Annotated in this window: 26 protein-coding genes; 19 read left to right on the forward strand and 7 right to left on the reverse strand. The window is 64.7% G+C overall.

Annotated elements, in window-relative coordinates; translation table 11 throughout:
• Positions 1-19: 19 nt before the first annotated feature.
• The 15 genes from urtA (at position 20) to BRAD285_RS02525 (ending at position 14,085) form a co-directional block, all read left to right on the forward strand.
• Positions 20-1,342: an urea ABC transporter substrate-binding protein gene (gene urtA / locus BRAD285_RS02455; RefSeq protein ID WP_006612152.1), complete on the forward strand. Its 1,323-nt coding sequence runs from the start codon at positions 20-22 to the stop codon at positions 1,340-1,342.
• 139 nt (positions 1,343-1,481) lie between these two features.
• Positions 1,482-3,044: an urea ABC transporter permease subunit UrtB gene (gene urtB, locus BRAD285_RS02460; protein ID WP_371507676.1), complete on the forward strand. Its 1,563-nt coding sequence runs from the start codon at positions 1,482-1,484 to the stop codon at positions 3,042-3,044.
• Positions 3,041-4,204 carry an urea ABC transporter permease subunit UrtC gene (gene urtC, locus BRAD285_RS02465; RefSeq protein WP_006612150.1) on the forward strand — a complete coding sequence of 388 codons (1,164 nt, stop codon included), beginning with the start codon at positions 3,041-3,043 and terminating at the stop codon, positions 4,202-4,204. The genes urtB and urtC overlap by 4 nt, the downstream gene beginning before the upstream one ends.
• Positions 4,205-4,208: 4 nt before the next feature.
• Positions 4,209-4,970: an urea ABC transporter ATP-binding protein UrtD gene (gene urtD, locus BRAD285_RS02470; protein ID WP_006612149.1), complete on the forward strand. Its 762-nt coding sequence runs from the start codon at positions 4,209-4,211 to the stop codon at positions 4,968-4,970.
• Between the two features lie 4 nt (positions 4,971-4,974).
• Positions 4,975-5,670 carry an urea ABC transporter ATP-binding subunit UrtE gene (gene urtE / locus BRAD285_RS02475; RefSeq protein ID WP_006612148.1) on the forward strand — a complete coding sequence of 232 codons (696 nt, stop codon included), beginning with the start codon at positions 4,975-4,977 and terminating at the stop codon, positions 5,668-5,670.
• 58 nt (positions 5,671-5,728) lie between these two features.
• Positions 5,729-6,565 (forward strand): urease accessory protein UreD, encoded by an 837-nt coding sequence (locus tag BRAD285_RS02480; RefSeq protein ID WP_006612147.1) that lies wholly within the window; start codon positions 5,729-5,731, stop codon positions 6,563-6,565.
• Between the two features lie 49 nt (positions 6,566-6,614).
• On the forward strand, positions 6,615-6,917 hold the full coding sequence (locus tag BRAD285_RS02485) for an urease subunit gamma (protein ID WP_006612146.1): 303 nt from the start codon (positions 6,615-6,617) through the stop codon (positions 6,915-6,917).
• 170 nt (positions 6,918-7,087) lie between these two features.
• Positions 7,088-7,393 (forward strand): urease subunit beta, encoded by a 306-nt coding sequence (locus BRAD285_RS02490; RefSeq protein ID WP_006612145.1) that lies wholly within the window; start codon positions 7,088-7,090, stop codon positions 7,391-7,393.
• 4 nt (positions 7,394-7,397) lie between these two features.
• Complete coding sequence (locus BRAD285_RS02495) at positions 7,398-7,937, forward strand: HD domain-containing protein (RefSeq protein WP_006612144.1); 540 nt, start codon at positions 7,398-7,400, stop codon at positions 7,935-7,937.
• Between the two features lie 54 nt (positions 7,938-7,991).
• Positions 7,992-9,707 (forward strand): urease subunit alpha, encoded by a 1,716-nt coding sequence (gene ureC, locus BRAD285_RS02500; RefSeq protein ID WP_006612143.1) that lies wholly within the window; start codon positions 7,992-7,994, stop codon positions 9,705-9,707.
• A gap of 48 nt (positions 9,708-9,755) precedes the next feature.
• On the forward strand, positions 9,756-10,055 hold the full coding sequence (locus BRAD285_RS02505) for a putative quinol monooxygenase (RefSeq protein ID WP_006612142.1): 300 nt from the start codon (positions 9,756-9,758) through the stop codon (positions 10,053-10,055).
• A gap of 39 nt (positions 10,056-10,094) precedes the next feature.
• Positions 10,095-10,730 carry an urease accessory protein UreE gene (locus tag BRAD285_RS02510; RefSeq protein ID WP_006612141.1) on the forward strand — a complete coding sequence of 212 codons (636 nt, stop codon included), beginning with the start codon at positions 10,095-10,097 and terminating at the stop codon, positions 10,728-10,730.
• Positions 10,717-11,433 carry an urease accessory protein UreF gene (locus BRAD285_RS02515; protein WP_006612140.1) on the forward strand — a complete coding sequence of 239 codons (717 nt, stop codon included), beginning with the start codon at positions 10,717-10,719 and terminating at the stop codon, positions 11,431-11,433. Before BRAD285_RS02510 ends, BRAD285_RS02515 begins: the two co-directional genes overlap by 14 nt.
• An 87-nt stretch (positions 11,434-11,520) precedes the next feature.
• On the forward strand, positions 11,521-12,144 hold the full coding sequence (gene ureG, locus BRAD285_RS02520) for an urease accessory protein UreG (RefSeq protein WP_006612139.1): 624 nt from the start codon (positions 11,521-11,523) through the stop codon (positions 12,142-12,144).
• A 285-nt stretch (positions 12,145-12,429) separates the two neighbouring features.
• Positions 12,430-14,085 (forward strand): HWE histidine kinase domain-containing protein, encoded by a 1,656-nt coding sequence (locus tag BRAD285_RS02525; RefSeq protein ID WP_006612138.1) that lies wholly within the window; start codon positions 12,430-12,432, stop codon positions 14,083-14,085.
• Positions 14,086-14,208: 123 nt separating this feature from the next.
• Here the strand turns inward: BRAD285_RS02525 and BRAD285_RS02530 are convergent, their stop codons facing one another.
• Positions 14,209-14,757: a sigma-70 family RNA polymerase sigma factor gene (locus BRAD285_RS02530; RefSeq protein ID WP_006612137.1), complete on the reverse strand. Its 549-nt coding sequence runs from the start codon at positions 14,755-14,757 to the stop codon at positions 14,209-14,211.
• The gene (locus BRAD285_RS02535; RefSeq protein WP_006612136.1) at positions 14,758-14,994 is read right to left on the reverse strand and encodes a NepR family anti-sigma factor; all 237 of its coding nucleotides are present in this window, start codon (positions 14,992-14,994) and stop codon (positions 14,758-14,760) included.
• A 197-nt stretch (positions 14,995-15,191) separates the two neighbouring features.
• Between BRAD285_RS02535 and BRAD285_RS02540 the strand changes: the two genes are divergently transcribed.
• Positions 15,192-15,995: a response regulator gene (locus BRAD285_RS02540; RefSeq protein WP_035646519.1), complete on the forward strand. Its 804-nt coding sequence runs from the start codon at positions 15,192-15,194 to the stop codon at positions 15,993-15,995.
• Positions 15,996-16,070: 75 nt separating this feature from the next.
• Here the strand turns inward: BRAD285_RS02540 and BRAD285_RS02545 are convergent, their stop codons facing one another.
• The gene (locus tag BRAD285_RS02545; RefSeq protein WP_244422205.1) at positions 16,071-16,628 is read right to left on the reverse strand and encodes an energy transducer TonB; all 558 of its coding nucleotides are present in this window, start codon (positions 16,626-16,628) and stop codon (positions 16,071-16,073) included.
• A 218-nt stretch (positions 16,629-16,846) separates the two neighbouring features.
• Here BRAD285_RS02545 and BRAD285_RS02550 point away from each other — a divergent pair, with 218 nt between their 5' ends.
• Positions 16,847-17,284, forward strand: coding sequence for a hypothetical protein (locus BRAD285_RS02550; RefSeq protein WP_006612133.1), 438 nt, complete (start codon positions 16,847-16,849; stop codon positions 17,282-17,284).
• Positions 17,285-17,357: 73 nt separating this feature from the next.
• Here the strand turns inward: BRAD285_RS02550 and BRAD285_RS02555 are convergent, their stop codons facing one another.
• From BRAD285_RS02555 to BRAD285_RS02565, 3 genes are all read right to left on the reverse strand, one after another.
• Positions 17,358-17,801: a hypothetical protein gene (locus BRAD285_RS02555; protein ID WP_006612132.1), complete on the reverse strand. Its 444-nt coding sequence runs from the start codon at positions 17,799-17,801 to the stop codon at positions 17,358-17,360.
• Positions 17,802-17,901: 100 nt separating this feature from the next.
• Positions 17,902-18,273 (reverse strand): DUF883 family protein, encoded by a 372-nt coding sequence (locus BRAD285_RS02560; protein WP_006612131.1) that lies wholly within the window; start codon positions 18,271-18,273, stop codon positions 17,902-17,904.
• 82 nt (positions 18,274-18,355) lie between these two features.
• On the reverse strand, positions 18,356-19,474 hold the full coding sequence (locus BRAD285_RS02565; protein ID WP_035646532.1) for an AI-2E family transporter: 1,119 nt from the start codon (positions 19,472-19,474) through the stop codon (positions 18,356-18,358).
• A 223-nt stretch (positions 19,475-19,697) separates the two neighbouring features.
• Here BRAD285_RS02565 and BRAD285_RS02570 point away from each other — a divergent pair, with 223 nt between their 5' ends.
• Together BRAD285_RS02570 and BRAD285_RS02575 are read left to right on the forward strand one after the other, a co-directional pair.
• Positions 19,698-20,441 (forward strand): L,D-transpeptidase, encoded by a 744-nt coding sequence (locus BRAD285_RS02570; RefSeq protein WP_006612129.1) that lies wholly within the window; start codon positions 19,698-19,700, stop codon positions 20,439-20,441.
• 15 nt (positions 20,442-20,456) lie between these two features.
• Complete coding sequence (locus BRAD285_RS02575; RefSeq protein WP_006612128.1) at positions 20,457-21,110, forward strand: DUF2865 domain-containing protein; 654 nt, start codon at positions 20,457-20,459, stop codon at positions 21,108-21,110.
• Between the two features lie 13 nt (positions 21,111-21,123).
• On the opposite strand, the gene BRAD285_RS02580 is transcribed toward BRAD285_RS02575, so the two are convergent.
• Positions 21,124-23,217 carry a methyl-accepting chemotaxis protein gene (locus tag BRAD285_RS02580; protein ID WP_006612127.1) on the reverse strand — a complete coding sequence of 698 codons (2,094 nt, stop codon included), beginning with the start codon at positions 23,215-23,217 and terminating at the stop codon, positions 21,124-21,126.
• Between the last annotated feature and the right edge of the window lie 23 nt (positions 23,218-23,240).

The following is a 23,240-nucleotide window of genomic DNA, read 5'->3' on the forward strand; positions in this document are numbered from 1 at the left end:
GTCAGGGAGATATTACCTCATGCTTACTCGACTCACTCAGGAATTAACGGCGCCGTTCAGCCGCCGTCGCTGGCTGGCTGCTGCTGCCGGCCTGGCACTGGGCGCAGCCGGCTTCGGCCCGGCCATGGCCGCTGACGACACCATCAAGATCGGTGTTCTGCATTCTCTGTCCGGCACCATGGCCATCAGCGAGACCACGCTGAAGGATACGATCCTGTTCCTGATCGACGAACAGAACAAGAAGGGCGGCGTGCTCGGCAAGAAGCTCGAGGCCGTCGTCGTCGACCCCGCCTCGAACTGGCCGCTGTTCGCCGAGAAGGCGCGCGAGCTGATCACCAAGAACAAGGTCGCGGTCGTGTTCGGCTGCTGGACCTCGGTGTCGCGCAAGTCGGTGCTGCCGGTGTTCAAGGAGCTCAACAGCATCCTGTTCTACCCGGTCCAGTACGAGGGCGAGGAGAGCGAGCGCAACGTGTTCTACACCGGTGCTGCGCCGAACCAGCAAGCGATCCCGGCGGTCGACTATCTGATGAAGGAAGAGAAGGTGAAGCGCTGGGTGCTGGCCGGCACCGACTACGTCTATCCGCGCACCACCAACAAGATCCTGGAAGCCTACCTGAAGTCGAAGGGCGTGGCTCAGGACGATATCATGATCAACTACACGCCGTTCGGTCACTCCGACTGGCAGACGATCGTCGCCGACATCAAGAAGTTCGGCTCGGCCGGCAAGAAGACCGCCGTGGTCTCGACCATCAACGGCGACGCCAACGTTCCGTTCTACAAGGAGCTCGGAAACCAGGGCATCAAGGCCAAGGACATCCCGGTCGTCGCGTTCTCGGTGGGTGAGGAAGAACTCGCCGGCATCGACACCAAGCCGCTGGTCGGCCACCTCGCTGCCTGGAACTACTTCGAGTCGATCAAGACCCCGGCCAACGAGAAGTTCATCAAGGATTGGCAGGCCTATACCAAGAACCCGAAGCGCGTGACCAACGACCCGATGGAAGCCCACGTGATCGGCTTCAACATGTGGGTGAAGGCGGTCGAGAAGGTGAAGTCGACCGATCCGGACAAGGTCATCGACGCTCTTCCGGGCACCGAGGCGCCGAACCTGACCGGCGGCGTGTCGAAGATGCTGCCGAACCACCACATCACCAAGCCGGTGTTCATCGGAGAGATCAAAGGCGATGGCCAGTTCAGCGTCGTCTACAAGACCAAGGATCTCGTCCCGGGCGACGCCTGGTCGAAGGAGCTCGAGGGCTCCAAGGACCTGATCGGCGATTGGGTCGGCAAGAAGTGCGGCAACTACAACGTCAAGACCAACAAGTGCCTGGGCTCGGGCACCTGATCTCGACCTGACGTTATCATGACGACCGGAGAAGGCGGCGATCTGCCGCCTTCTCCTCTGCCTCCTGAACTCCTGCCGGGGTTATCCAGTGCCTGCCATTGTTCTCGCGCTCGTGCGCGGCCTTCTTCTCGCCATTTCCTTGATCGTCGCGTCCGCTCCGGCTTTCGCCGCCAGCTTCGAAGAGTCGGTCGCCAAGTTCGCCAATGACGATTTCTCCGATACCGACGATGCGGTGGGCGAGATCGCCGTGTCCGGAAACCCGCTGGCTTTCCCGATCATCAGCGCGCTGCAGGACGAGCGCCTGATGTTCGATGCCGAGACCAAGAAGGTCTTTATCAAGCAGGCCGACGGCAAGATCATCGATGCCGCGACGGGCGCTGCCGTCGACAAGCTGCCCGACAACGCCGCGGCCGTCAGCCTCAATAACCGGCTGCGCCGCAGCGTCGACGCCGCGCTCGGCGGCCTGACCCTGCTGTCGCCCGACACCAACACAAGGCTGACCGCGGCGAAATCCGTGTTCAAGTCGCATGAAGAGGCGACGCTGCCGACCGTGGAATCGGCGCTCGCCAAGGAAACCAATCGTTCCGTCAAGCAGGCGCTCGCCGAAGCGCGCGCCGCGATCCTGCTGTTCAAGTCCGACGCCAGCGAGGTCGACAAGCTCGAAGCCGTCGCGACCATCAAGGCGCGCGGTGATCAGGAGGCGCTGGCGCTGCTGACCGAGATCAGCGGCGGCGATCAGCCGGCCAATGTCGCCAAGGCGGCGGCAAGCGCGATCTCCTCGATCCAGGGCTCGCTCGCGATCTGGTCCGCTGTGCAGAATGCCTGGTACGGCCTGTCGCTCGGTTCGGTGCTGCTGCTTGCCGCGATTGGCCTCGCCATCACCTTCGGCGTGATGGGCGTCATCAACATGGCCCATGGCGAGATGGTGATGCTTGGTGCCTACACCACCTTCGTGGTCCAGGAGGTCATCCGCACGCGCTATCCGGCGCTGTTCGACTATTCGCTGCTGATCGCGGCCCCGCTCGCCTTTCTGGTGGCCGGCGCGATCGGCGTGCTGATCGAGCGCACGATCATCCGCTTCCTGTACGGCCGCCCACTCGAGACGCTGCTCGCCACCTGGGGCCTGTCGCTGATCCTGCAGCAGGCGGTGCGCTCCGCGTTCGGCCCGACGAACCGTGAGGTCGGCAATCCCTCCTGGATGAGCGGCGCGTTCGAATTGGGGCAGATCACCATCACCTATAACCGGCTCTGGATCCTCTGCTTCACCATGGCCGTGTTCGCGATCCTGCTCGCGATGCTGCGCTACACCGCGCTCGGCCTTGAGATGCGCGCGGTGACGCAGAACCGGCGCATGGCGGCGTCGATGGGCATCGCGACGTCTAGGGTCGATGCGCTCACCTTCGGGCTCGGCTCGGGCATCGCGGGGATCGCTGGCGTGGCGCTGTCGCAGATCGACAATGTCAGTCCGAACCTCGGCCAGAGCTACATCATCGACTCCTTCATGGTCGTGGTGTTCGGCGGCGTCGGCAATCTCTGGGGCACCCTGGTCGGCGCCTTCACGCTCGGCATCGCCAACAAGTTCCTGGAGCCGGTGGCCGGCGCAGTGCTCGGCAAGATCGCGATCCTCGTCTTGATCATCCTGTTCATTCAGAAGCGCCCGCGCGGCCTGTTCGCGCTCAAGGGCCGGGCGGTGGAAGCATGATGCCGCATATGCTGACCAGGTCGCTGGACCGCGGCGCGTCGATCTTTCTGCTGGTCGTTGCCGCCTGCGGCATTCTGATCCCGCTGTCGAACCTGCTGCTGCCGGCCGGCTCGGCGTTGCAGGTGCCGACCTATCTGGTCGCGCTGTGGGGCAAATATGTCTGCTACGCGATCCTCGCCCTCTCGATCGACCTGATCTGGGGCTATTGCGGCATCCTTTCGCTCGGCCACGGCGCGTTCTTCGCGCTCGGCGGCTACGCGATGGGCATGTATCTGATGCGCCAGATCGGCACCCGCGGCGTCTATGGCAATCCGGTCCTGCCGGACTTCATGGTGTTCCTGAACTATTCCAAGCTGCCCTGGTACTGGCACGGCTTCGACATGTTCTGGTTCGCCGCGGTGATGGTGCTGCTGGTGCCTGGCCTGCTCGCGTTCTGCTTCGGCTGGCTCGCCTTCCGCTCGCGCGTCACCGGCGTGTATCTGTCGATCATCACGCAGGCGATGACTTATGCGCTGCTACTCGCCTTCTTCCGCAACGATTTCGGCTTCGGCGGCAACAACGGTCTGACCGATTTCAAGGACATTCTGGGCTTCAACGTCCAGGCTGAGGGCACGCGCGCGGCGCTGTTCGCCTTGAGCTGCCTGGCGCTGATCCTCGCGTTCCTGATCTGCCGCGCCGTGGTGTCGTCGAAGCTTGGCAAGGTGCTGATCGCGGTCCGCGACGCGGAATCGCGCACGCGCTTCCTCGGCTATCGCGTCGAGTCCTACAAGCTGTTCGTGTTCACGCTGTCGGCCTGCATGGCCGGTGTCGCCGGCGCGCTCTACGTACCTCAGGTCGGCATCATCAATCCGAGCGAGTTCGCGCCCGGCAACTCGATCGAGTCAGTGATCTGGGTCGCAGTCGGCGGCCGCGGCACGCTGATCGGCGCCGCGCTCGGCGCCGTCGTCGTCAACTACGCCAAGACCTTCTTCACATCAGGCATGCTGGCCCCGTACTGGCTGTTCATGCTCGGCGCACTCTTCGTCCTGGTGACCCTGCTGCTGCCCAAGGGCATCATCGGCACCTTCAATGCGTGGTGGGAACAGGCCAGCACCAAGCGGCCGAACGCCGACAGCGCCGCCCGCGAGGACGGCGTCACCGAACCCAAGATGGCGGAGTGAGCGCATGAATGTGATGGATACCCGCTCAACGTCGTCGCTGCTCTATCTCGACGGCGTGCACGTTTCCTTCGACGGCTTCCACGCCATCAACAACCTGTCGCTGACGCTCGAGCCCGGCGAGATGCGCGCCATCATCGGCCCGAACGGCGCCGGCAAGACCACGATGATGGACATCATCACCGGCAAGACCAAGCCCGATGAAGGCACGGTGCTGTTCGACGGCAAGACCGATCTCACGCGCCTCGACGAGACGCGCATCGCCGAACTCGGCATCGGTCGCAAATTCCAGAAGCCGACGGTGTTCGAGAGCCAGTCGGTCGAGGACAATCTGCTGCTGGCGCTCAACGTCGATCACAGCGTCAAGGGCACGCTGTTCTGGCGTGGCTCCAAGGGCGAGGCCGAGCAGATCGACAAGGTGCTCGAAACCGTGCGGCTCAAGGATCTCAGGCGCAAGCTCGCCGGCAGCCTGTCGCACGGCCAGAAGCAGTGGCTGGAGATCGGCATGCTGCTGGCGCAGGACCCGAAGCTGCTGCTGGTCGACGAGCCCGTGGCGGGCATGACCGACGTCGAGACGCATCAGACGGCTGAGCTGCTCAAGGAAATCAATCGGGATCACACCGTCATGGTCGTCGAACACGACATGACCTTCGTCCGCGAGCTCGGCGTCAAGGTCACCTGCCTGCACGAAGGCACGGTGCTGGCCGAGGGCACCATCGACCAGGTGTCGTCGAATGATCGCGTGATCGAAGTCTATCTGGGGCGCTAAGGCGATGTTGGACGTCAAGGACATCAACCTCTATTACGGCGCCGCCCAGGCGCTGCGCGGCGTCTCGATCGCGGCGGAGCCCGGCAAGGTCACCTGCGTGCTGGGCCGCAACGGCGTCGGCAAGACCTCGCTGCTGCGTGCGCTGGTCGGGCAATATCCGCTGGCCTCGGGCAGCATCACCTTCGATGGCGCCGACATTACCCATCTCAAGCCTTATGAGCGTGCGCGCAAAGGCATCGGCTTCGTGCCGCAGGGCCGCGAGATCTTTCCGCTGCTCACGGTCGAGGAGAACCTCAAGACCGGCTTCGGTCCCCTCAAGCGCGCCGACCGCAGCATTCCGGACGACGTGTTCTCGCTGTTTCCGGTGCTGGAGTCGATGCTCGGCCGCCGCGGCGGCGATCTCTCCGGCGGCCAGCAGCAGCAGCTCGCGATCGGCCGGGCCATGGTGATGCGGCCGAAGGTCCTGCTGCTGGACGAGCCGACCGAGGGCATCCAGCCCTCGATCATCAAGGACATCGGCCGCGCGATCTCGTACCTGCGCAATCTCGGCAATATCGCCATCGTCCTGGTCGAGCAGTATCTCGACTTTGCTTGCGAACTCGGCGACAACTTCGCCGTGATGGATCGCGGCGCGGTGAAGTTCACCTGCACCCGCGCCAATCTCGACCAGGCCGAGATCAGCCGCCAGATGGCGCTGTGATCGTCATCTAGCTTCTTGGACGCGGCCTCACCGCGTCCGGTCCCAGGGGAGGGGATCGATGCGGGCCGATCCCGCCAGCGCCGCCGCCGACATCTTCGAGGCCAACCGCGCCCGCGGCGCGGTGCGCTTCGACGTGCGGCTGCAGGACGGAGCGACGCGGCGTCACCACCTGCATGAATCCGGCTCGCTGCGCGTGCGCTTTCCCTCGCCCGAGGACGATGGCCTGTCGGCGATGTTCGTCAACACGGCCGGTGGTATCGCCGGCGGCGACCGCTTTGCCATCGAGGTCGCGGCGGGCGAAGGCAGCCGCGTCACGCTGTCCAGCGCAGCGGCCGAGAAGGTCTATCGCGCCCCTGGCCGGCCTGCCGAACTCGATATCGCGCTGAAGGCAGAGGCCGGCGGGCACATTTCGTGGCTGCCGCAGGAGACCATCCTGTTCGACCGCGCCCGCATCCACCGCCGCATCGACATCGATCTCGCTGACACCGCTTCGCTGCTCCTGTGCGAGATCGTGGTGTTCGGCCGCACCGCGATGGGCGAGCGCATGCGTGAGGGCGAGTTCGTCGATCGCTGGCGGCTGCGACGCGGCGGCAAGCTCGTCTTCGCCGAGACGGTTCGGCTCGACGGCGACATCGGCGACAAGCTGGTGCAGCCGGCCATCGCCAAGGGCGCCGCCGCTATCGGCACCGCGCTGATCGTGCCGGGCGATGCCGCGCTGGTCGAGCACATCCGCGAGAGCCTGCCGGCTTTTCGTGGCGAGGCTGGCCTGTCAGCCTGGAATGGATTTGCAATGGCGCGCTTCTGTGCCCAAGATGCCGCGAGCCTGCGCGCCGACATGATGGCCGTGCTCGGCTGCGCCTCCGCCGTGCCGCTGCCGCGGCTGTGGCTCAATTAGACGTTTACCAACCCGCGATTATCCAGAAGACGATCACCAGAGAAGCCGCATGAACCTGTCTCCCCGCGAAAAGGACAAGCTCCTGATCTCGATGGCCGCCATCGTCGCCCGCCGCAGGCTCGAGCGCGGTGTCAAGCTGAACCATCCCGAGGCAGTCGCGATCATCTCCGACTTCATCCTGGAAGGCGCGCGCGACGGCCGCACCGTCGCCGAGCTGATGCAGTCAGGCGCCCAGGTGCTGACCCGCGACCAGGTGATGCCCGGCATCCCCGAGATGATCCACGACATCCAGGTCGAGGCGACGTTCCCGGACGGCACCAAGCTCGTCACCGTGCACGAGCCGATCCGGTGAGGCGAACCCAACTCTTTCGGTCGTCATGCCCGGGCTTGACCCGCCTGCGCGGCCGTAGCCGCTTCGACGCGGCGAAGGCCCGGGCATCCACGCTCTTCGATCGCAATGGAAGGGCGTGGATGGCCGGGTCAGGCCCGGCCATGACGCAGTGGAAACCTGCGAGGTAACAGATGATCCCCGGCGAACTCTTCATTCAGGACGGTGAGATCGAGCTCAATGCCGGCCGCAAGACGGTGACGCTCTCGGTGGCCAACACCGGCGACCGGCCGATCCAGGTCGGCTCACACTACCATTTCTTCGAGACCAATCCGGCGCTGAAGTTCGACCGCAAGAAAGCCAGGGGCATGCGGCTCGACATCGCCGCCGGCACCGCGGTGCGCTTCGAGCCCGGCCAGACCCGCGACGTGCAGCTCGTGGCGCTCGCCGGCAAGCGCATGGTCTATGGCTTCCGCGGCGACGTCATGGGCAAGCTGTAGACCGATGCTGACCGGACTGCGCCTCGTCTCCGAAGCGGCCGAGCTGGCGGCGCGCCGCCATGCCGGCCAGCAGCGCAAGGGGCGCGACGAGGAGCCGTACATCAATCATCTCGCCGAGGTCGCGAATATCCTCGCTGCGACCACTGATGGCGCGGATGCCGAATTGGTCGCGGCCGGCTGGCTGCATGACACGATCGAGGACACCGACACCACGCGCGACGAGCTGGCGCAGCGCTTTGGCGCGCGCGTGGCCGGCCTGGTCGAGGAAGTCACCGATGACATGACCTTGCCGAAGAGCGAGCGTCGCGCCGTTCAGGTCATCGCGGCGCCCGGCAAATCCGCCGGCGCCAAGCAGATCAAGATCGCCGACAAGATCAGCAACATTCGCGCCCGCATCTTCTTCGAGCCCGACTTGGAGCAGCAGCTCGAGGTGATGGAGTATGTCGGCTGGGCCGAGCAGGTCGTCGCCGGCTGCCGCGGCGTGAACGCGCGGCTGGATGCGTTGTTCGACGAGACAGTCACGAATGCACGAGGGACGCTGTGAGCGCATCGCCGGTGTCTCGATATTACGACAAACAGAACTGATTGGGGGCCAACGATGTCCGTCAAGATCAAGCGTTCCGTCTATGCCGACATGTTCGGCCCGACCACCGGCGACAAGGTGCGGCTGGCCGACACCGATCTCATCATCGAGGTGGAGAAGGACTTCACCACCTATGGCGAGGAGGTGAAGTTCGGCGGCGGCAAGGTGATCCGCGACGGCATGGGCCAGTCGCAGGCGACCAACAAGCAGGGCGCGGCGGACACGGTCATCACCAATGCCCTGATCGTCGATCACTGGGGTGTCGTGAAGGCCGACGTCGCGATCAAGGACGGCATGATCTCGGCGATCGGCAAGGCCGGCAATCCGGACATCCAGCCCGGCGTGACCATCGTGATCGGCCCCGGCACCGACGTGATCGCGGGCGAAGGCAAGATCCTCACCGCCGGCGGCTTCGACAGCCACATCCACTTCATCTGCCCGCAGCAGATCGAGCATGCGCTGATGAGTGGCGTCACCTCGCTGCTCGGCGGCGGCACCGGTCCGTCGCACGGCACCTTCGCCACCACCTGCACGCCGGGTCCGTGGCACATCGGCCGCATGATGCAATCGTTTGACGCCTTCCCGGTCAATCTCGGCATCTCCGGCAAGGGCAATGCGTCGCGCCCCGCGGCGCTGGTCGAGATGGTCAAGGCGGGGGCCTGCGCGCTGAAGCTGCACGAGGACTGGGGCACGACGCCGGCCGCGATCGACAACTGTCTCTCGGTCGCCGACGATCACGACATCCAGGTCATGCTGCACTCGGACACGCTGAACGAGTCCGGCTTCGTCGAGGACACCATCAAGGCCTTCAAGGGACGCACCATCCACGCCTTCCACACCGAGGGCGCCGGCGGCGGCCACGCGCCTGATATCATCAAGGTCGCAGGCCTGAAGAACGTGCTGCCGTCCTCGACCAATCCGACCCGGCCGTTCACGCGCAACACCATCGACGAGCATCTGGACATGCTGATGGTCTGCCACCATCTCGATCCGTCGATCGCCGAGGATCTCGCCTTTGCCGAGAGCCGCATCCGCAAGGAGACGATCGCGGCCGAGGACATCCTGCATGATCTCGGCGCGCTCTCGATGATGTCGTCGGACTCGCAGGCGATGGGCCGGCTCGGCGAGGTCATCATCCGGACCTGGCAGACCGCCGACAAGATGAAGAAGCAGCGTGGCGCCTTGCCGCAAGACAAGGGCAAGGACAACGACAATTTCCGCGTCAAGCGCTACATCGCCAAGTACACGATCAACCCGGCGATCGCGCATGGCGTGTCGAAGCTGATCGGCTCGGTCGAGAAGGGCAAGCTCGCCGATCTCGTGCTGTGGTCGCCGGCCTTCTTCGGCGTCAAGCCGGATTGCGTGATCAAGGGCGGCACCATCGTGGCGGCGCCGATGGGCGATCCGAACGCGTCGATCCCGACGCCGCAGCCGGTGCATTACCAGCCGATGTTCGGCGCCTTCGGCAAGTCGCTGACGGCCTCCTCGGTGATCTTCACCTCGAAGGCGGCGGTCGCTGGCGGCCTTGCGCGCAAACTCGGCCTGTCCAAGAAGCTCTATGCGGTGCAGAACACCCGCGGCAAGATCTCGAAGAAGAGCATGATCCACAACGATGCGACGCCGAACATCGAGGTCGATCCCGAGACCTACGAGGTGCGCGCGGATGGCGAATTGCTGACCTGCGAGCCTGCCGAGGTGCTGCCCATGGCGCAGCGCTATTTCATGTTCTAAACTTGCTCCCGGTACCCAGAAACAGAAACGTACCGGGAGGACTGCTTCGTGATCTATGTCGTTGCCACTTTGACCATCAAGCCCGAAACGCGTGCCGAATTCATCGCTGCCGCCACCGCCTGCATCGAGGGGACCCGCAAGGAACCCGGCAATATCGCCTATGATCTGCACGAGAGCGTGACGGATCCGAGCCGGATGGTGTTCGTCGAGCAGTGGGACAACGCCGAGGCGCTGGTGCCGCATCGTGCGACGGAGCACATGAAGACCTTTGGGCGCGTGGCCGTGAAGTGCATGGCGGCGCCGCCGAAGATCGAGATCATCACGCCCGAGAAGGTCGATGTCCGCTGAGCGGAATTGACCGGGCGAAGAGAGAATGAGGATATCAGCATGATCCGCGCGACGCGCGTGCTCGGGCAGCATCGTTGGAAAGAGGCGGCTGCCGATTCCGTCCTGCTCGATTTCGACGATCGTCATCGCCGTCGCATGGCGATGACGGGTACGCGCGGGCTGGAATTCCTGCTCGACCTCGAACACGCCACCGCGTTGCGCGGTGGCGATGCTCTCGTATTGGAGGACGGCCGGCTCGTCGAAGTCGTCGCTGCCGCCGAGCCGCTGCTGGAAATCCGCGCCGCCGATCCGCAGCATCTGGTGCGGCTCGCCTGGCATCTCGGCAACCGGCATTTGCCGACGCAGCTCATGGCCAAGAGCCTGCGCATCCGCCGCGATCACGTCATCGAGGCGATGGTGAAGGGCCTCGGCGCGCGCGTCATCGAGATCGAGGCGCCGTTCGATCCCGAGGGCGGCGCCTATGCCGAGCCCAGCCATGCCCACGATGATCACGATCACCATGGCCATGGCCATCACGACCACGGTCATCATGCTCATGGCGGACACGATCACGCCCACCACGGTCATGCGCATCACGGCCACGACCATGGCCATGCGGATGATGAGCACGTGCATGACGAGCACTGCGGCCACGACCACCATCACGGTCATTCCCATGCTCATGACCACAAGTGAGCGCAAGGGCTCCTTGGAGGCTGAGACCGGATTGGACAACGCCGCGCTCTACCGGCTGCTGACCTGGCTGTCGCCGGCGTTTCCGGTCGGCGGCTTCTCCTACTCCAGCGGAATCGAATGGGCCGTCGAAGCGGGCGACATCAACGACGCTGTCTCGCTTCGGAGCTGGCTCGCGACGATGCTCACTGACGGCGCCGGCTTCAGCGACGCCGTGTTCCTCGCCCATACGCATCGCGCTGCGGATGCAGGACGCGAGCTCAGCGAGATCGCCGAGCTGGCGGCTGCCTTCGTGCCATCGCGCGAGCGCCAGCTGGAAACGACGGCGCAGGGGCGGGCCTTCATCGAGATCGCCCGCTCGGCCTGGACCTGCGCGGGTCTCGACGAGGCGGTGGCGCAATGCGAGGCCATCGTCTACCCGGTGGCCGTCGGGCTCGTCGGCGCTCTGCACGGGGTGGCGCTGGGACCGTTGCTGCACGCGTTCTTGCATGCCGTGACGTCGAACTGGATTTCCGCCGGCAGCCGGCTCATTCCCCTCGGGCAGACCGACAGCCAGCGCGTGCTGGCTGCGCTGGAGCCGGTGGTGGTCGCAACGGCCGAGCGTGCGCGGCTTGCCTCGCTTGATGACATCGGCAGCGCATGCTTCCGGGCCGATCTCGCCAGTCTCCGTCATGAGACGCAGTATACGAGGTTGTTCCGCTCGTGAGGCGAAGGCGCCCGTGCTGATGCGCGGCGATCAGTTCTGGTGATGATCAGTCTCCGCCGTCGCGGGGACGGCAGAAGGGCATATGATATGGCTTCGTCTCATGGTCCGCTCCGCGTCGGAGTCGGTGGTCCGGTCGGCTCCGGCAAGACCGCACTGATGGATCTCCTGTGCAAGTCGATGCGCGAGCGCTACGACATCGCGGCGATCACCAACGACATCTACACCAAATGGGATGCGGAATTCCTCGTCCGCTCCGGCTCGCTCACCCCCGACCGCATTGCCGGCGTGGAGACCGGCGGCTGTCCGCATACTGCAATCCGCGAGGACGCCTCGATGAATCTCGCGGCCGTGGCCGACATGCGCGCCAAGTTTCCCGGCCTCGATCTGGTGCTGATCGAATCCGGCGGCGACAATCTGGCCGCGACCTTCTCGCCCGAGCTTGCCGACATCACGATCTACGTCATCGACGTCGCGGCCGGCGACAAGATTCCCTCCAAGGGCGGTCCAGGAATCACTCGCTCCGACCTGCTGGTGATCAACAAGATCGACCTGGCGCCTCATGTGGGCGCCTCGCTCGAGAAGATGGAAACCGACGCCAAGCGGATGCGCGGCGAGCGTCCCTTCGTCATGACCAATCTGAAGAAGAGCCAGGGCCTCGACCGCATCATCGGTTTCATCGAAGCCAAGGGCGGCCTGACGCCGTCGGCCTAGCGTTTGATTGCACGGCCGATCGCATCGTTGCTGGATGTGTCGGGGCGCAGGCCAGACGCAAAAAAGCCTTAGCGGGCCGGAACAAGTTGAGCCTCCGCGTGTTGCCTCACGCCGGGGTGCGCGCCTTGCCGGAGGGAGATGGCCGGGCAATGACCGGCCGGTATCCTGGGAAAGTTTTTGTCGATTTGCCCCGATCACTTCCTGCAGGTGCGCGTTACTTGAGTAGCAGAGCCGGTTATTGGATGCCTCGTTTCCTCCGCCAACCCTTGACCTTAGAGTAAACGAGTGTTCCGGCTGGGTGTCATCATTGGTCTGATCGCGCTGGTTGGGACGGCGCTGTCCGGCTTGGCGGCCTACCGGGTTCATGACCAGGAGCTTGCTCTCGACCGCATTGCGCTGGCGCGCGCCATCGACGTCCATGCCAGCCTGGTGCAGGACCGGCTGACCGAACGCGAGCTGCTGGCGCGGGTAGCCTCCGGACTGTTTCGGGCGCCGACCGTGATCAAGGCCAACATGCTGGAGCCGCTGCGCTCGTCGATCTACGCCTTCAAAACCGACTTCGTGGTGGCGTCCTGGATTGCGCGGCTGCGCCCTGACGAACTCGCGGTGGCGCAGGCCGAATTGCGTCAGGCCGGCTTTCCCAACCCCACCATTCGCAATTACGACGACACCCCACTCGGGCCGAACGTCGACCGTCCCCTCGACGTCCTCATGGATCTCGAACCGCGCAATGCCGAAACATCGCGGCTGCCGGGAATGGCGCTCGATAGCCAGCCCATCGTCGGACCGATGCTGGCCCGGGCGATGGCGGAAGGCAAGCCGGTGGCGTCCGATCCGACGCCGTTGTTGCGGGTCGACGGTCCCGTAGGGATCGTCCTGGCAGCTCCCGTCGTTCCGCAGGGTGCGACGGCACCCGCCGGCTTCGTCACCTTCTCCTATGAGATCGGGCCGCTGCTGCTGACCAATGACGATCTCTCGCTGTTTTCAGTCGCCCTGAAGGACCCGCGGAACGCCTCAGACGAGCTGGTGGCGAACGACCAGGGCGTGGTGACCAGCCGGACGCGAGGTCCGGACGATCCGTCGCCGTCCTCGACCCGCACCGTCGGGTTCGGCAACCACGACTGGTCGCTGGTGTACTACGCCAAGAGCAACGCCGTCCGGCGCGCGCAACAGACGGCGGCGATCGTTGGCGTCATCGGGCTGGCGCTCACCGGCATCATCTGCGGCCTGTTCGGCTATGTCGCGTACAACAATCTGCGGCTCAGCCGCGAGATTCAGGTGCGCATCGGCTTCGAGCGCCGCCTGACCGCGGTCATCGATGAGTTGAACCACAGGGTCAAGAACATCCTGGCGGTGATCCAGTCGATCGTGACCCGTACGCTCCGGCATGGCAGCGACATCGATGTCGCGCGCGAACTGCTGATCGGACGCATTCATGCGATGTCCAACGTCGTCACGCTGTTGAGCGAGAGCCAGTGGCAGGGCGTCCAGCTGCGCGGCCTGTTCGAAGCCCGCGCCATTCCGCATGCCGAGCGGATCGCGGTCAGCGGACCCGATATCACGGTGAGTGCGCGCGCGGCGCAGAGCCTGTCGCTTCTGTTCTTTGAGCTTGCGTCGCATTCCGACGAGGGTCTCTCGCTGGTCGGCAAGCACCCGCACATCACGGCGAAGTGGGAGGTCACGGGTGAGGAGCCCAACGCGGTGTTCAACTTCCGCTGGGAGGAGCGCAACACCAGCGAGGCCACGCGGCGCCCGGACAGCGATTTCGGACTGATCCTGCTCGACCGCGTCGCGCCGGAGGCGCTGGGCGGCACGTCGAAGCGCTTTTTCACCGAAGGGAGCTACGTGTATGAACTGACGGCTCCGATGGAGACCGTCATCGACATGACCGAGCGCGACCGCACCGAGCAGTTCTCCGCGCCGGTCCGCCCGCCCAAGTAGTTGTCCAAGTAGTTGTGCAGGTCGTCGGCCGGACCGCCGGTGGCTCATTGATGGTCCAATGCAAAGAGGCGGCTCCGGTGACGGAGCCGCCTCTTCGATTTGCCCGATACCGCGTGTCGGGCGTCAGCCGCCGCTGCCGCCGATCACGGCCCGAACCGTCTCATCGGGACCGAAATCCTCGGCCCCTTCGACATAGAGCAGAGCTGCCAGCTTCGAACGCGCGCGGTTGACGCGGCTCTTGATGGTGCCAACTGCGCAGCCGCAGATGGCAGCCGCATCTTCGTATGAGAAGCCGGATGCGCCGACGAGGATCAGCGCTTCGCGTTGATCCTGAGGCAGCTTCTCGAGCGCGGCGCGGAACTCCTCAAACTCCAGATGCGCCCCTTGCGAGGGGTGCGTCTTGAGCGTCTTGGCGTAGTTGCCTTCGGCATCTTCAACTTCGCGCCGACGTTTGCGGTAGTCGGAGCGGAACAGGTTTCTCAGAATCGTAAACAACCACGCGGGCAGATTGGAGCCCGGTTGAAACGAGTCGATGTTTGCCAATGCCCGGAGCAGCGTCTCCTGCACCAGGTCGTCGGCGCGATCGCTGTTACCACTCAAGGAAATCGCAAATGCGCGGAGGCTTGGGACGGCCGCGAGGATATCGTCCCGCAAGGAATCAGTGAGAGGCATTCACTCCCTCCCGTCGTTCTGGTCGGTGGATCCCCCGCCGTTCTCCACGTGGGACTGAGCAGCCGGTGCATCAAGCTTGCGGATCAAATCAGTAAACCGATCGGGAACCCCCTGACGGACGACATCGTCGTACATCGCGCGGAGTTGATGACCAATTCTCGATTGGATTTCCGCGTTAAGTCCGCCGGGCTTGCGCGGTGCCGCATTCTTGCTGGCTTGAGACTTTACATCTTTCATGACCTTTTCCACGTTTCCCCGAGAGTTAAGTCCCTGAAGCTTCAAGAATTATCCTCGCCATCGAGGGGGCCTGATCGGGAACTAATGCAACCGCGCGATAAAAGTTCCACGCGTTTGGGGAACTTTTCGTCGTTTCAGGCGTAATCAGCCCATCATGGAACCCGGGCGGAAAGCCCAGATGACCGAATGGAGTGGGGATGAGCCGATCACAGCTAGTTGCTGAACATTTGCCGCTGTTGCGCCGGTATGCGCGTGCTCTCACCGGTAGCCAGGGTTCCGGAGACGCCTATGTCGGCGCGATGCTGGAGGCTCTGATCCAGGATCAGGCTCTGCTGGACGAGCGGTATGGTCCGCGGGCGGGGCTGTTCCGCCTGTTTACCCAGATCTGGAACTCGGTTGCTCTCAATGATGACGCCGAGGTGGCGACGCTGCCGATGCCGCCCGAGCGGCGCTTGTCCAACATCACTCCGCTACCGCGCCAAGCCTTCCTGCTGCTGTCCCTGGAAGGCTTCCCGGAAGAGGAAGTGGCGTTCATCCTCGATATCGACGTGGCGGAGACCCGCCGCCTGGCAGATGCTGCAGGCCGCGAGCTCGCCGCCGAGATCGCAACCGATGTGCTGATCATCGAAGACGAGACGTTCATCGCGATGGATCTCGAAAGCCTGGTCAAGAACCTCGGCCACAACGTCATCGGCGTCGCCCGCACCCATGCCGACGCGGTCGCTCTTGCCAAGAACAAGAAGCCCGGCCTGATCCTTGCAGACATTCAGCTCGCGGACGGCTCGTCGGGCCTGGACGCGGTCAACGAGCTGCTCCGCACGTTCGAGGTTCCGGTGGTGTTCATCACGGCCTATCCGGAGCGCTTCCTGACCGGCGAGCGGCCGGAGCCGGCGTTCCTGATCTCCAAGCCGTTCCAGCCTGCAATGGTTTCTGCCGTGGCCAGCCAGGCCTTGTTCTTCCAGCGCAACTCGCGCAACCGCATGCCGAAGCCAGCGGCCTGAGACGTTTTTGATCAGGTGCCGATCGATCGGCGCGCTCTCGATGGGCGCGCCGATTTCTTTGCGCCTATGCCACCTTCAGCCGGGCCTTAGCGCGGCTTCGTTCAGTGTCATCTCGTCGAACTGGATGCCCGATGTGTGCCGAGGAGCAAATACGATCGGCACCATGAACGTCAGATCACCATCCGACAGCTCTGGAGGCGGCGGCGCGAAGGGTTGAGCACGCTCGATCAGGGCCAGCGCCTCCTGGTCGAGCGCGGGATCGCCGGTGCTCTCGCTGAGGGCCGCAGAGAGCAAGCGCCCCGTGCGGTCGATCCGGAACACGACCTTCGCAGTTCCGCCTTCATCGGTCGCCTGGGGCGGATAACGGCGGTTCAGCTTCAGCCGGATGACGAGGCTCTTGATCCAATCGTCCTTGGCGCTGCCGGCAAGGGCAATGGACGGAATCAGCGTCGCGAGGATCAATGACAGTCCGATACCCCTCAACGCGCCCATCAGGCTCGCCATCCGCATTCCCATCCTCGCCGCGCTGCCATCGTTGGGGCCGCACAGGCGGAGATATACCGCTGGATCGATCGAGGGGGAACAGCCGCCCGCAAAGACGGGCCAGAAAAGGATGCGGGGCACCGCCGGCATCACCACGGCGGTGCCCCGCGTCGCCGGTCAATGGGGCAGGGGGAATAACCGGCTGCCGAGATGACGCGCGAGCCAAAAAGTCGTTCCCAGGGAGCTGCGATATTTTTCGCGAGGTGCCGCCGCCTTAAGACACGGTTAAGTGATTTGTCCGTCCCAGAACCCAGTTCCTGCGACTTACGTTGAGATGCCGATCGCCTGCGGGCGAGGGGAGCAGAGACATGTCGCAGACTGGAAAACTGGTGGTTTCGGGTGCGCTCGCAGCGTCGGTGATGCTGGTCGGGGCGATGCAGCTTGCCTCGGGACATGATCTCGCGTCGAGCCTGCCGACTCAGGCGTCTGCGTCGGAGCTCCTCGCTTCGACAGCGGGCAATGTGAACCGGGAGGGCAAATCAGACCGGGCTGCTGTGGTATCCGGCGCCACGGCGACGCGGACTGTCTCGATCAAGCTCGGTGCCTTTGCCGATACCACATTCCTGATGAGGCTCCCGGTTCAGCCCTCCGGCGCGACTGCGGGCCCGGGGAGCACGCCGCAAGGATCCCAAATCATCAGTACGGAGAACGAGCGTCCGGTCGCCAAGCCGATCGCCTGTGAGCCGTCAGTATCCGTCCTGACCGAGATCGCGAAGCGCCTGCAGCCCGGCCGTTGCGTGACCTGAGGGTGCAGCGTGGTGGTCGGCGAGGGCATGCCCCGCCTGATGGCCACGACGTCTTGCGTCGCCGCTGCGTTGATTACTCGGCAGCTTCGGCACTGTCGGACATCTGACCGCGGGCGAGAAGGCCCAGCGCGAGTCCTCCAACGGCGAGCAGAGGAACTAGGCGCTTGACGCCAATCATCCTGACGACCTGGAGGCCGCTCGCCAGCAGCATCGGATCAGCAAACAGGGACTGTGCAGCTGACCGCGTGGCTTCCGCCGCACGGGCCGCCTGCTTCGCGAGCGCGCGCTTGCGGGCCATGTAGCTCGCCGCCGCAATCAAAGTCGCGACGAAGAAAATCGCCGCCCCGGTGAGACACGCTGCGACCAGGCCGTAACGCTGGAGAACAGCGACGAAGGCCGCCGCACAGAGGAAGCAAGTGGTGAAGAACAATCCGACGGCAGCGGCAAGCGCCAAAGTCGTCAGCCGGACAGTGTGGCCGGTGGACTCCTTGACGTCGGCAATCAATCGCTGAAGCATCTGTCTTCTCCCCATCAATCTCGTCAACAGCATCCAAGAAACTCAATCGGCGCCGAGTTGGCGCCGATCAGTCATGGTCCCCGACATCTGCGTGCTGATCCTAGCGCTTCCAGGTGACGCCGAGCAGGAAGCCAAGGCCCAGCGCAAGGCCGACGGTCGCCAGCGGACGCTGCGAGATCACGTCTTCCAGGCGCTCTTCCAGAGAATTGGCTGCGTCCTGTGCTGCACCCAGCATTGCGCCGCCGCGCTCCGACATGTCGTCGAAGGTCTGATCCATGTTGTCGCGGGCCTGGCGATAACCGCTGCGCGCCTGCTTGCTGGCCTGACCGGCGAAGGCGTTGAGCGCGTCGGTGATCTGGTCGGTGAGAGCTGCGATATCGTTCTTCACGGCGTGGACATCCTTCTGCAGGCGTTCATAGTTGGCCTTGTCGGCGAGATCTCTCATCGTGGCCTCACCATCGGTCGGCGGCATCGGCAGGGCTCCCGGAGCAAGGTGATGTACGTCTGCTCGACAAACGCGAGGCGCTGAGGGAAGTTCCTTGGATGAAACCGAATTAGTCCGCCGGCAGTTGCGGCGAAGTGTCCGGCAGCAGATGCTCTTTCACGATCAGTCCGACGATCAGCAGCGGTGAGGCAAGGAAAGCGCCCATCGGTCCCCACAGCCATGTCCAGAACGCCAGCGCGATGAACACGGCCAGGGCATTTAGCGCGAGCCGTCTGCCGATGATCAGCGGCGTGACGAAGTGGCCTTCCATGAAGGTGATCACGGCGAAGATGAGCGGTGCGGCCATGCCGCCGCTCAATGTCGGAAACGCGATCGCGCCGACCAGGAGCAGCACGACGAACATGGCGATCGGTCCGATGATCGGGATGAAGTTGAGCGTCGCCGCAAGCGCCCCGAGGCCTGCGGGGTTGGGCATGCCCGTGAGCGCGCAAGTGAGGCCGGTTGCGATCCCGACGCCGGTGTTGATCAGCGTCACGGTCAGCAGGTAGTTGCCGAGATGCAGCTCGAGTTCGTTCAGGATGCGCAGCGTCCGCAGCCGCGCTTCATGATCGCCGAAGGTCATGATCAACGCGCGTCGCAGGTCGCGCCAGCTGGCGATGAACAGGACCAGGGTTGCGAAGAACAGCAGGAATTCGGTGAAGGTCGGCGTGAGAAATTCGATCGTCGGCTGCACCCATTCGAACTTCGGAAGCTCGATGGGGACCGAACTCGGCACGCTGCCGCCGCCGATCGCGGTCTGCATTTCGTGCCACAGCGCGAGCGGCCGGTCGAACACGTGCAGCTTGGCCTTGAGCTGTGTGGCGAGTTCCGGGAGCCGGTTGGTCCAGTCGAGCACGGGGGCCGAGATCAGCCCGATGATGAAGGCGAGCCCTGCGGCCACTGCAAGCACGATCAGAACGGCACCGACACCGCGAGGGACGCGGTAGCGCTCCAGGAAGTTGGCTGCCGGCGACAGCATGGTGCCTACGACGAAAGCCATCACGATGGGGAGGAAGAAGCCTCTCGCGACATAGAGGACACCCGTCACGCAGATTGCGGCGAGAATGACCAGCGTGATCGCGACAACTTCGGCGCGCTTGATGACGGGAGGTAGCTCGTGGTGGCTCTCTGGAAGGGCAGAGCCGCCTTGGCCGCTCTCGAGCAGCCGCTCCGTGGGAAGTACATGCACCATGATTTCCCCCGAAGGAATGGACCGCTGTGCCCCGCATTCGTGACATTTGCTTTGCCAAAGAACGCCGCCGGCAGCTTGGGGTTCCGTCGCGCGAACGTGAGCGCGGCCGCGCTTGACTGGTGCATGTGGATCGCATCGGAGCCGGAACTGTGGCGACGTAGTTGGCGTTTGAGGAAGCAATCACGCATCGAATTGCGATGCTCATTCGACAGGGGGCACCATGACAAAGCTCGTTTCCGGCCAGCGCTGCCTGCTGCAGCGGACTGCATCGATGATCGCGATCGCTACGGTGCTCGTGCTCGCTCCGGGCCTCACGGTCGCGCATGCACAGAGCCTGGGATACGCACCGGTCGAGCAACAGGCCTTTCCGCCGGACGAGAGCACGGCGCCCGCCATCACGCAGGACGAAGACAGCCAGCTGCCGGATCGGCTGCGCCGCACGGTCGTCAATCTCGATACACGGGAGGCGCCGGGCACGATCATCATCGATACCGGCAACACCTATCTGTACTACGTGCTCGGTGGTGGCCGTGCGCTGCGCTATGGCGTCGGTGTCGGCCGCGAAGGCTTCACCTGGGCGGGCGTGCAGACGGTCACGCGCAAGGCCGAATGGCCCGACTGGCATCCGCCGGCGCAGATGATCGCGCGCCAGCCCTATCTGCCGCGCTTCATGGCCGGCGGCCCCGGCAACCCGCTCGGCGCGCGCGCGATGTATCTCGGCTCCAGCGAGTACCGTATCCACGGCACGAATGATCCCAGCACGATCGGCAAGTTCGTGTCGTCCGGCTGTATCCGCCTGACCAATGAGGATGTCTCCGACCTGTTCAGCCGCGTGCAGGTCGGCACCAAGGTCGTCGTGCTGCCGAAGGGAGGGGCGCTGCAGGCCCGCGCCGTTGCGCCGCGTGTGACGTCGATGCCATCCGGGCGGCAGGCGATGTCGCTGCCCGTCGCGGCCGTCAACTGATCGAGGACCCTGATGATGAAGAGCCGACGGATACTCGTCGCGATCGCGATGGCGACCGCTGCCGGCGCGATGGCGGGCCCGACAGCCGCAGGCGCGCAGGACTTCTTCTCCGCGCTGTTCGGCGGCTTCAACGCGCCACAGCGGCAGCAGCCCTACATCCGCATGCCGTTCGCCGACGAGGCCCCCGCGCCCCGTCCGGCGCCGCGCGGCGATGTCACCTATCGCAGCGGCGGCAGCAGCAGCGTCGCCTGGTGCGTGCGCACCTGTGACGGGCGCTACTTCCCGCTCGGCGCCACCGGCGACCAGAGCAAGGAAGCCACCTGCAACAGCTTCTGCCCGGCGTCCAAGACCGAGGTCGTCTATGGCAGCTCGATCGACAGTGCCGAGACCGACGGCGGCAAGTCGTATTCGGCGCTGCCCAACGCCTTCAAATATCGCACCGAGATCGTCGACGGCTGCACCTGCAACGGCAAGGACCATTTCGGTCTCGCCAAGGTGTCGATCGACAACGACCCGACCCTGCGCAAGGGCGACGTTGTGGCCAGTGATGACGGCCTCAAGGTCGCCAACCGCAGCGCCGGCCGCAAGAGCGCCGAGTTGAACTTCTCGCCGGCTCCGGCCGCGCTGCGTGCGAAATACGAGCGCGCGCCGGTGTTGGCGTCGGAATGATCCTGCGCCGTGCTCAGGCCGCGCGGATCTTGCCGAGGAAGTCCGTGACCTGATGGCCGAGGCTCCTGCTCTGGTGCTCCAGCGTTTCTGACGCGTTGCGCACATTCTCCGCCGCGGCTGCTGCGGCGTCGGCGTCCGACTTCACGCCGGTGATGTTGTCCGAGACGTTCTTGGTGCCATCAGCCGCAAACTGAGTGCTGCGCGAAATCTCCTGCGTGGCGGCGCCTTGCTCCTGCACGGCGGCCGCGATCGCGGTGGCGACCTCATTCACCTCGCCGATGATGCCGCCGATGCGCTGGATGGCATCGATCGCATCGTTGGCGACGCGCTGGATGTCGGCGATCTGCTCCGAAATCTCGTCGGTCGCCTTCGCCGTCTGGCTCGCCAGGGTCTTCACTTCGGAGGCAACGACGGCAAAGCCCTTTCCGGCTTCACCGGCGCGGGCCGCCTCGATCGTCGCGTTCAGCGCCAGCAGGTTGGTCTGGGAGGCGATGCTGTTGATGAGGCCGACGACCTCGCCGATGCGGTTGGCCGATTGCGACAGGCCCTGCACGGTACCGTCGGTCATGCGCGCCTGCTCGACCGCGCGGCTGGCAATTCCCGCAGCATGCGAGGCCTGCTTGGAGATGTCGGCGATGGAGGCGTTGAGCTCCTCCGCGGCGGAGGCGACCGTCTGTACGCTCATCGAGGCATCGCTTGACGCCTTCGAAGCGACCTCGGCGCGGGAATTTGTCTGCCGCGAGACATTGGTCAGGCCGGCCGACGTGGCCTGCATGTCGGTAGAGGCTTGCCCGAGCTGGTCGAGCGAATCGCGCACCAGCCCTTCGAACTCGGCGACATAGGACTCGATCGCGCGCTGGCGCGCAGCCGTGGCAGCGTTGCGTTCGCGCTCCTGGGCCTCGATCGCGAGCTTGTCCTGCGCCTGCTGCTTGAACGTCTCCAGCGCGCTGGCCAGCGCGCCGATCTCGTCCTGCCGCTGCGTGTAGCCCGTGCTGACGGCGAGATCGCCGGACGCGACCTTCAGCATGGCGTCGCGCATGTTGTGGAGCGGGACGATCACGTGCCGGCTGATCGCCATGATGGCTCCGATCGTGGCGATCGTGGCCAGAATGAGCAGCGAAGACTGCAGCAGCAGCGAGCGCAGGGCCGCGGCATTCTGTGTGCTGGCCTGCTGCTTGGCCATATCCAGCGCCGCATCCGCAACCGTGATCGCGGTCGCCATGCGTCCAACTGCCAATGGGCTCCACTGCGTGGTGGTGATCTCCGGCTTCTCGCCCTTGGCGACAGCTGCAACCAGCCGGTCCGCGAGTCCGACATATTGAGGCTCGAAATAGGCGGTCTGCGCCGCCTTGAGAGCGGCCGAGAGCGCGGGCGGCAGCTCCATGCCGGCCGTCGAGAGCTGTAGCGCGGTCCAGCTCGCCTCTGCGCCGCCCATGAGTTTCGAATAGGCGAGCTGGTTCTCAGCCGAGATGTTTCCGGTGTTGATCGCATTGCCGACGATCGACGACGCCTCGCCTGCGACGCTGCGCAGCAGCCATGCATATTGCTTGATCGACAGCAGCTGGTCGATGGCGGCGTCCTGATGGTTGACGCTCGTCACCAGCGCGGTGCTGATCTTGTCGAGCGTCGTCAGCAGGGCACTGACGGTCTGCACATAATTGTCGGCGAGCGCCAGGCGACGTTGTGATTTCGGCTTGGCGACTTCGGTCCAGAACTCGGTTTGATAGGCGAGCAGGGCCTTCTCAAGGCGCTCGAGCTCCGGGATGAGCGACTGGCTCTGCGCGAAGTCGATGGTCGGGAGCAGCTCGCGGGCGCGCGCCAGCGCCGGCATTTCGGTCTCGCGCAGCGTGCGAACGTATTTCTCGGCGGCCGGCTCCATCGCCTGTTCGGCATTGATCGAGCGGGGCGTGGTCGACCGGTCGCTGCGCAGGTTGGTCATCGCCGTGAACAGGAACGCCGAGGCGTCGGTGACTTTGAGGATGTGGCCGGTGACCTGCAGTCGCCGCCATGATTCCCAGGAGTTCCAGGCGAAGGTGCCGATGATGATCACGGCAGCGATCGTGATGACGGTCTTGAGCAGCGCGGCGACGGTGAGGCGGCTAAGCATGGATCTCTCGAATCTTCGGGTCT

This window comes from Bradyrhizobium sp. ORS 285, assembly GCF_900176205.1.
In the GTDB taxonomy this organism is placed as follows: Bacteria; Pseudomonadota; Alphaproteobacteria; order Rhizobiales; family Xanthobacteraceae; genus Bradyrhizobium.

Excerpts from the sequence above, each read along its gene's own strand:
- urtD (WP_006612149.1), top strand. The coding sequence starts at position 4,209 with ATGAATGTGATGGATACCCGCTCAACGTCGTCGCTGCTCTATCTCGAC.
- BRAD285_RS02575 (WP_006612128.1), top strand. The coding sequence starts at position 20,457 with ATGAAGAGCCGACGGATACTCGTCGCGATCGCGATGGCGACCGCTGCC.
- BRAD285_RS02570 (WP_006612129.1), top strand. The coding sequence starts at position 19,698 with ATGACAAAGCTCGTTTCCGGCCAGCGCTGCCTGCTGCAGCGGACTGCA.
- BRAD285_RS02535 (WP_006612136.1), bottom strand. The coding sequence starts at position 14,994 with ATGAAAGATGTAAAGTCTCAAGCCAGCAAGAATGCGGCACCGCGCAAG.
- urtC (WP_006612150.1), top strand. The coding sequence starts at position 3,041 with ATGATGCCGCATATGCTGACCAGGTCGCTGGACCGCGGCGCGTCGATC.
- BRAD285_RS02495 (WP_006612144.1), top strand. The coding sequence starts at position 7,398 with ATGCTGACCGGACTGCGCCTCGTCTCCGAAGCGGCCGAGCTGGCGGCG.
- urtA (WP_006612152.1), top strand. The coding sequence starts at position 20 with ATGCTTACTCGACTCACTCAGGAATTAACGGCGCCGTTCAGCCGCCGT.
- urtE (WP_006612148.1), top strand. The coding sequence starts at position 4,975 with ATGTTGGACGTCAAGGACATCAACCTCTATTACGGCGCCGCCCAGGCG.
- BRAD285_RS02485 (WP_006612146.1), top strand. The coding sequence starts at position 6,615 with ATGAACCTGTCTCCCCGCGAAAAGGACAAGCTCCTGATCTCGATGGCC.
- BRAD285_RS02545 (WP_244422205.1), bottom strand. The coding sequence starts at position 16,628 with ATGCCGGCGGTGCCCCGCATCCTTTTCTGGCCCGTCTTTGCGGGCGGC.
- BRAD285_RS02560 (WP_006612131.1), bottom strand. The coding sequence starts at position 18,273 with ATGCCGCCGACCGATGGTGAGGCCACGATGAGAGATCTCGCCGACAAG.
- BRAD285_RS02530 (WP_006612137.1), bottom strand. The coding sequence starts at position 14,757 with ATGCCTCTCACTGATTCCTTGCGGGACGATATCCTCGCGGCCGTCCCA.
- ureC (WP_006612143.1), top strand. The coding sequence starts at position 7,992 with ATGTCCGTCAAGATCAAGCGTTCCGTCTATGCCGACATGTTCGGCCCG.
- BRAD285_RS02515 (WP_006612140.1), top strand. The coding sequence starts at position 10,717 with ATGACCACAAGTGAGCGCAAGGGCTCCTTGGAGGCTGAGACCGGATTG.
- BRAD285_RS02555 (WP_006612132.1), bottom strand. The coding sequence starts at position 17,801 with ATGCTTCAGCGATTGATTGCCGACGTCAAGGAGTCCACCGGCCACACT.
- BRAD285_RS02540 (WP_035646519.1), top strand. The coding sequence starts at position 15,192 with ATGAGCCGATCACAGCTAGTTGCTGAACATTTGCCGCTGTTGCGCCGG.
- ureG (WP_006612139.1), top strand. The coding sequence starts at position 11,521 with ATGGCTTCGTCTCATGGTCCGCTCCGCGTCGGAGTCGGTGGTCCGGTC.
- BRAD285_RS02480 (WP_006612147.1), top strand. The coding sequence starts at position 5,729 with ATGCGGGCCGATCCCGCCAGCGCCGCCGCCGACATCTTCGAGGCCAAC.
- BRAD285_RS02510 (WP_006612141.1), top strand. The coding sequence starts at position 10,095 with ATGATCCGCGCGACGCGCGTGCTCGGGCAGCATCGTTGGAAAGAGGCG.
- BRAD285_RS02580 (WP_006612127.1), bottom strand. The coding sequence starts at position 23,217 with ATGCTTAGCCGCCTCACCGTCGCCGCGCTGCTCAAGACCGTCATCACG.
- BRAD285_RS02490 (WP_006612145.1), top strand. The coding sequence starts at position 7,088 with ATGATCCCCGGCGAACTCTTCATTCAGGACGGTGAGATCGAGCTCAAT.
- BRAD285_RS02550 (WP_006612133.1), top strand. The coding sequence starts at position 16,847 with ATGTCGCAGACTGGAAAACTGGTGGTTTCGGGTGCGCTCGCAGCGTCG.